General features: G+C 72.5%; 4 protein-coding genes. 1 reads left to right on the top strand and 3 read right to left on the bottom strand.

The features are described 5' to 3' along the window. Positions 1-207 precede the first annotated feature (207 nt). The gene (locus tag ACFV61_RS31495) at positions 208-1,629 is read right to left on the bottom strand and encodes a family 2B encapsulin nanocompartment shell protein (RefSeq protein ID WP_380428225.1); all 1,422 of its coding nucleotides are present in this window, start codon (positions 1,627-1,629) and stop codon (positions 208-210) included. A gap of 378 nt (positions 1,630-2,007) precedes the next feature. On the opposite strand from ACFV61_RS31495, the gene ACFV61_RS31490 reads away from it, so the two are divergent. Further along, entirely contained in the window at positions 2,008-3,087 is a 1,080-nt protein-coding gene (locus ACFV61_RS31490; RefSeq protein ID WP_380495314.1) for an ATP-grasp domain-containing protein, read from the top strand. Between the two features lie 94 nt (positions 3,088-3,181). Here the strand turns inward: ACFV61_RS31490 and ACFV61_RS31485 are convergent, their stop codons facing one another. Next, positions 3,182-3,727 (bottom strand): methylated-DNA--[protein]-cysteine S-methyltransferase, encoded by a 546-nt coding sequence (locus ACFV61_RS31485; protein WP_380495312.1) that lies wholly within the window; start codon positions 3,725-3,727, stop codon positions 3,182-3,184. Positions 3,728-3,889: 162 nt separating this feature from the next. After that, on the bottom strand, positions 3,890-4,123 hold the full coding sequence (locus ACFV61_RS31480) for a hypothetical protein (protein ID WP_063348809.1): 234 nt from the start codon (positions 4,121-4,123) through the stop codon (positions 3,890-3,892). Between the last annotated feature and the right edge of the window lie 150 nt (positions 4,124-4,273).

Genomic DNA, 4,273 nt, shown 5'->3' with positions numbered 1-4,273 from the left:
GCGAGTTTTTAAGTCAACGGCGAGCTCCGAGATCTTCTCTTGCTTTGTGGTCGGCAGGGTCAGTTGTGTATAAGAGACAGGGGTGTGGGTGCCCCGGCCGGGCGGCGTGGAATTCCGACCGGCTCCGGTCGGTCGGTTCCCGGGCCTGGGCGCGGGCCCGGATATCGCGCGCCCGGCCGGAATGGTTGAGACTCGCCCGGACAGGGCCTAGCGCTGCGCGACGTCCACGTTCTCCAGGACGCCGACCGCGTCCGGGACCAGAATCGCGGCGGAGTAATAGGCGCTGACCAGGTAGGAAATGACGGCCTTGTCGTCGATTCCCATGAACCGCACCGAAAGGCTCGGCTGGTACTCGTCCGGAATTCCGGTCTGGTGCAGGCCGACGACGCCCTGGTTGTCCTCGCCGACGCGCAGCGCCATGATCGAGCTGGTGTGCCCGCCGATGACCGGGATCTTGTTGCACGGGAAGACCGGCACCCCGCGCCAGGCCGTGACGTGCTTGCCCTCGACCTCGACCGTGCCGGGGACGAGGCCGCGCTTGTTGCACTCGCGGCCGAAGGCGGCGATGGCCTTGGGGTGGGCGAGGAACATCTTGGTGCCGCGGCGGCGGCTGAGCAGCTCGTCCATGTCGTCGGGGGTGGGCGGGCCGGAGTGGGTCTGGATCCGCTGGTCGTACGCGGCGTTCTCCAGCAGGCCGAACTCGGGGTTGTTGACGAGCTCGTGCTCCTGGCGCTCGCGCAGCGCCTCGATGGTCAGCCGGAGCTGGTGCTCGGTCTGGTTCATCGGCTGGTTGTAGAGGTCGGCGACGCGGGAGTGCACCTTGAGGATGGTCTGCGCGACGCTCAGCTCGTACTCGCGGGGCTTGAGCTCGTAGTCCACGAAGGCGCCGGGCAGCTCGTACTCGCCCCGGTGCCCGGCGGAGAGGTCGATCGCGGCCTCGCCGTGCTTGTTCTGCGCCTGCTGGAAGCCGTTCAGGTACTCGATGACCTGCAGCTGCAGGGCCTCGGAGCGGTCGTGGAGCTCCTGGAAGGCGGGCCAGGAGAGCGCCATCACGGTGCCGGAGGTGGCGGCCCGGACGGTGTACGGCCAGGTGCCCTCCTCCTGCTGGAGGGCCTCGTCGCCGAGGTGGTCGCCGTCGGCGAGGGTGCCGATCACCGTCTCCTCGCCGTACTTGCCGGTGCCGAGCCGTTCGAGCTTGCCGTGCGCGATGAGGAAGACCTCGTTGATCGCCGCGCCGGCGGAGACCAGTACGTCGCCGGCGGCGAACTCCCGCTGCACGAAGCGCCCGGCCAGCTCCGTCAGGACGGCCTCGTCCTGGAAGCCGTGCAGCACCGGCACCTCGGCCAGCGTCGGCGGGACGATCCGCACCTCGGAGCCGGTCTTGACGAAGCTCACCCGACCGCGGCCGACCGAGTGGCGCAGGCGGCGGTTGACCCGGTAGGTACCGCCGGACACCTGCACCCAGGGCAGCGTCTTGAGCAGCCAGCGCGGGCTGATGCCCTGCATCTGCGGCGCGGACTTGGTGGTCGTGGCGAGGTTCCGCGCACCCGCCGTGCTCAGACTCTGCTGCTGCCGGATCTCCGGTTGCGCGCTGGGCGCGGGAACACCGGCATTGGTTTCGGTCGACATAGGGGGAGCCCTTCGCATGCCCGATGAAGTGTCGCCTTGCACATTCATGTTGCAGCTTCATGGTGGGCCCATTCGGGTGCATGCCGCAATCACTCATTCGAGTGGTTCGGGATAACCGAACAAATAGTACGACTGGATCACCCGATCGATATCTGTTCGATTAATTATTCGAACTTATCGGGAATACCGGCCCCCATCCTCCCCCATCGACACCCCCTCCGTCGCCACCCCTTGACGCCCGCACGCCCGGCACCCCTCCCGTCCAGGCCCGGGGAGCCGGCCGCTAAGGTGCCACCTCACAGGGCCCCCAGGCCAGTTGACGAGCACGGCCGACCACGAGCCCTGACCCTTCGTCACCCCATGCCCTGGGAGGCAGTCTTGACAGCCCCCGTCCGTGTCTGGCTCAACCGCACCTACGCCGAGAACGTCTTCTTCATCGAACAACTCCGCACCGCCCCTCGCCCGGTGGCGGTCCACGCGACCCACGCCGACCCCGACTCCCCGGTGCTCGCCGCCGCCGACCACGGCACCCTGGAACCCGCCGACCTGCCCGCCGACGCCTACGTCGGCTACGCGCTCGACTACTGCGCCCGGCACTCCATAACCGTCTTCCTCCCGCAGCTGCACCAGCTCGCCATCGCCCTCGCCCGGCCGGAGTTCGAGGCGATCGGCACCACCCTGCTCTGCCCTCCGGCCACCGCCATCGCCACCTACACCAGCAAGGCCGACGGCTACCGGGCGATCGCCGCCGCCGGACTGCCCACCCCGCCCTGGTGGCGGGTGCGCACCGCCGACGAACTGCTCGACGCCGTCGGCCGGATCGAGGCCGCCGGGCACACCGCCTGCCTCAAACCCACCACCGGCGCGGGCGGCACGGGCTTCCGGGTGCTCACCCGGGAGCCGTACGGGCCACGGCGGCTTCACGGCTGGGACCACCGGGTCCAGGTCGAGCAGGTGGCCGCCGCCCTGTCCGCCGGACCGGGCGCGGGGGACGAGGGGGACGAGCCCGTCGACCTGCTGGTGATGCCCTACCTGGACGGGCCGGAGGTCTCGGTGGACTGCCTCGCCGACCGGGCCGGCCACCCGCTCACCGTGGTAGGCCGCACCAAGGAGGGCCGCCGCCGCGGCTTCACCGCCGACCCGCGGTACCTGGAGCCGGTCCGGCGCCTGGTCGGGGCAAGCCGGATGGCGTACCTGTCCAACATCCAGTTCCGCGAACTGGCCGGGCGACCGGTGGTGATCGACGTCAACACCCGGCCCGCCGCCGGGCTCCACCAGCTGCGGCTGTGCGGCCTCAACCTGCCCTGGGACGCCGTCCGGCTGGCGCTCGGCGAACGGCCGGAACCCACCGGGGTGGATCCGGACGTGCACGGCGTCGAGTACACGCTGGTCTCCGGCATCCAGCCGGTGCGGCCGCGCCGGGCGCCGGCCCCGGTCTCCCTCGTCCGGCAGCGGTAGCCCGGACCCGACGGCGGGCTCGTGCGGGGCTCATGCGAGGCTCACACGTGGCTCTTGGGGGCTCGGTGCGGCCGCGCCGACGGCAACCCCGTTGCTACAGCGGGCCGTTCCAGTCGAGCGTCGGCTCCAGCACGCCCTCCAGGGTGAGCAGCCAGCGCTTCACGTCGATCCCCACCCGGCCGCCGCCGAAGCCGCCGATCCCGTCCGCCGCCACCACCCGGTGGCAGGGCACCAGCAGGGCGACGGGATTGGCGGCCATCATCTGGCCGACCGTCCGCGCCGCCAGGCCGGGCTCGGCCACGTCCTCGAACACCCCGCTGAGGGCCGCCAGTTCGCCGTAGGTGATGGTCCGGCCGTACGGCACCTCCTGCCAGAGCGTGCGCAGCACGGTGCGGTGCGGGCCGGAGCTCAGGCTCCAGTCGATCGGCAGGCCCAACTCACGGCTGCGGCCCGCCAGATAGGCGCCGATCCGGTCCCGGACGGCGGCGGTCTTCGACGCGTCGGTGCACGGCGGCAGTTCGCCGTCCCGCCCGCCGTACCCGGCCGCCGCCACGCCCAGCGACGTCACGGCGATGTGCATCGGGCCGCTGGGCAGCGGCGTCTCCACGGTCAGCCAGGACATCGACCAGGACTGCGGCACGCTCGGGCCCCCACCCTCCGCCGGACCGGGCGCCGGCCACTCCGGCGCCCCCGGGGCGCACGACCTCCGCCCGCCCCGCACGCCATCGTACGGCGGGCGGGGCGGCGCGCCTGCGGCGTCGGCGGGCACCGGGGCCGTCGGCTGCGGCGGACAGCGGGGCCGTCAGCGCCGCCCCTTCAGCTCGGCCGCGAGCGCCCGGGACCAGTGCGACAGCTCGGCGCGGTCCGGCGCCCGGCCCTCGCACAGCAGGGTGAGCTGCGCGTCGTTGATCCGGTTCGGCCCCGGGATCTCCAGCAGGTACGCCAGCTCCGCCAGTACGGTGGCGAGCCGCTCGGCGTCCGTGCGGTCCAGGGTGGCCGCGGACTCGTGGTGGCTGATGGTGAGCGAACCGGGCATGGTCAAACCTCCTCCGTCCACCCCCGCTCCCTCCACGGTACGACCGGTGCCGCCCCGCCCCCCCCCCCCCGGGGGGGGGGGGGGGGGGGCCCCCCCCGGGGGGGGGGCGGGGGGGGGCCGCGGGGGGGGGGCGGGGGGCGCCCCCCGGGC

Source organism: Kitasatospora sp. NPDC059817 (assembly GCF_042731835.1).
Lineage (GTDB): Bacteria > Actinomycetota > Actinomycetes > Streptomycetales > Streptomycetaceae > Kitasatospora.
The sequence above is the reverse complement of the archived record's forward strand: the minus strand, read 5'-3'. Positions and strand labels throughout refer to the sequence as shown.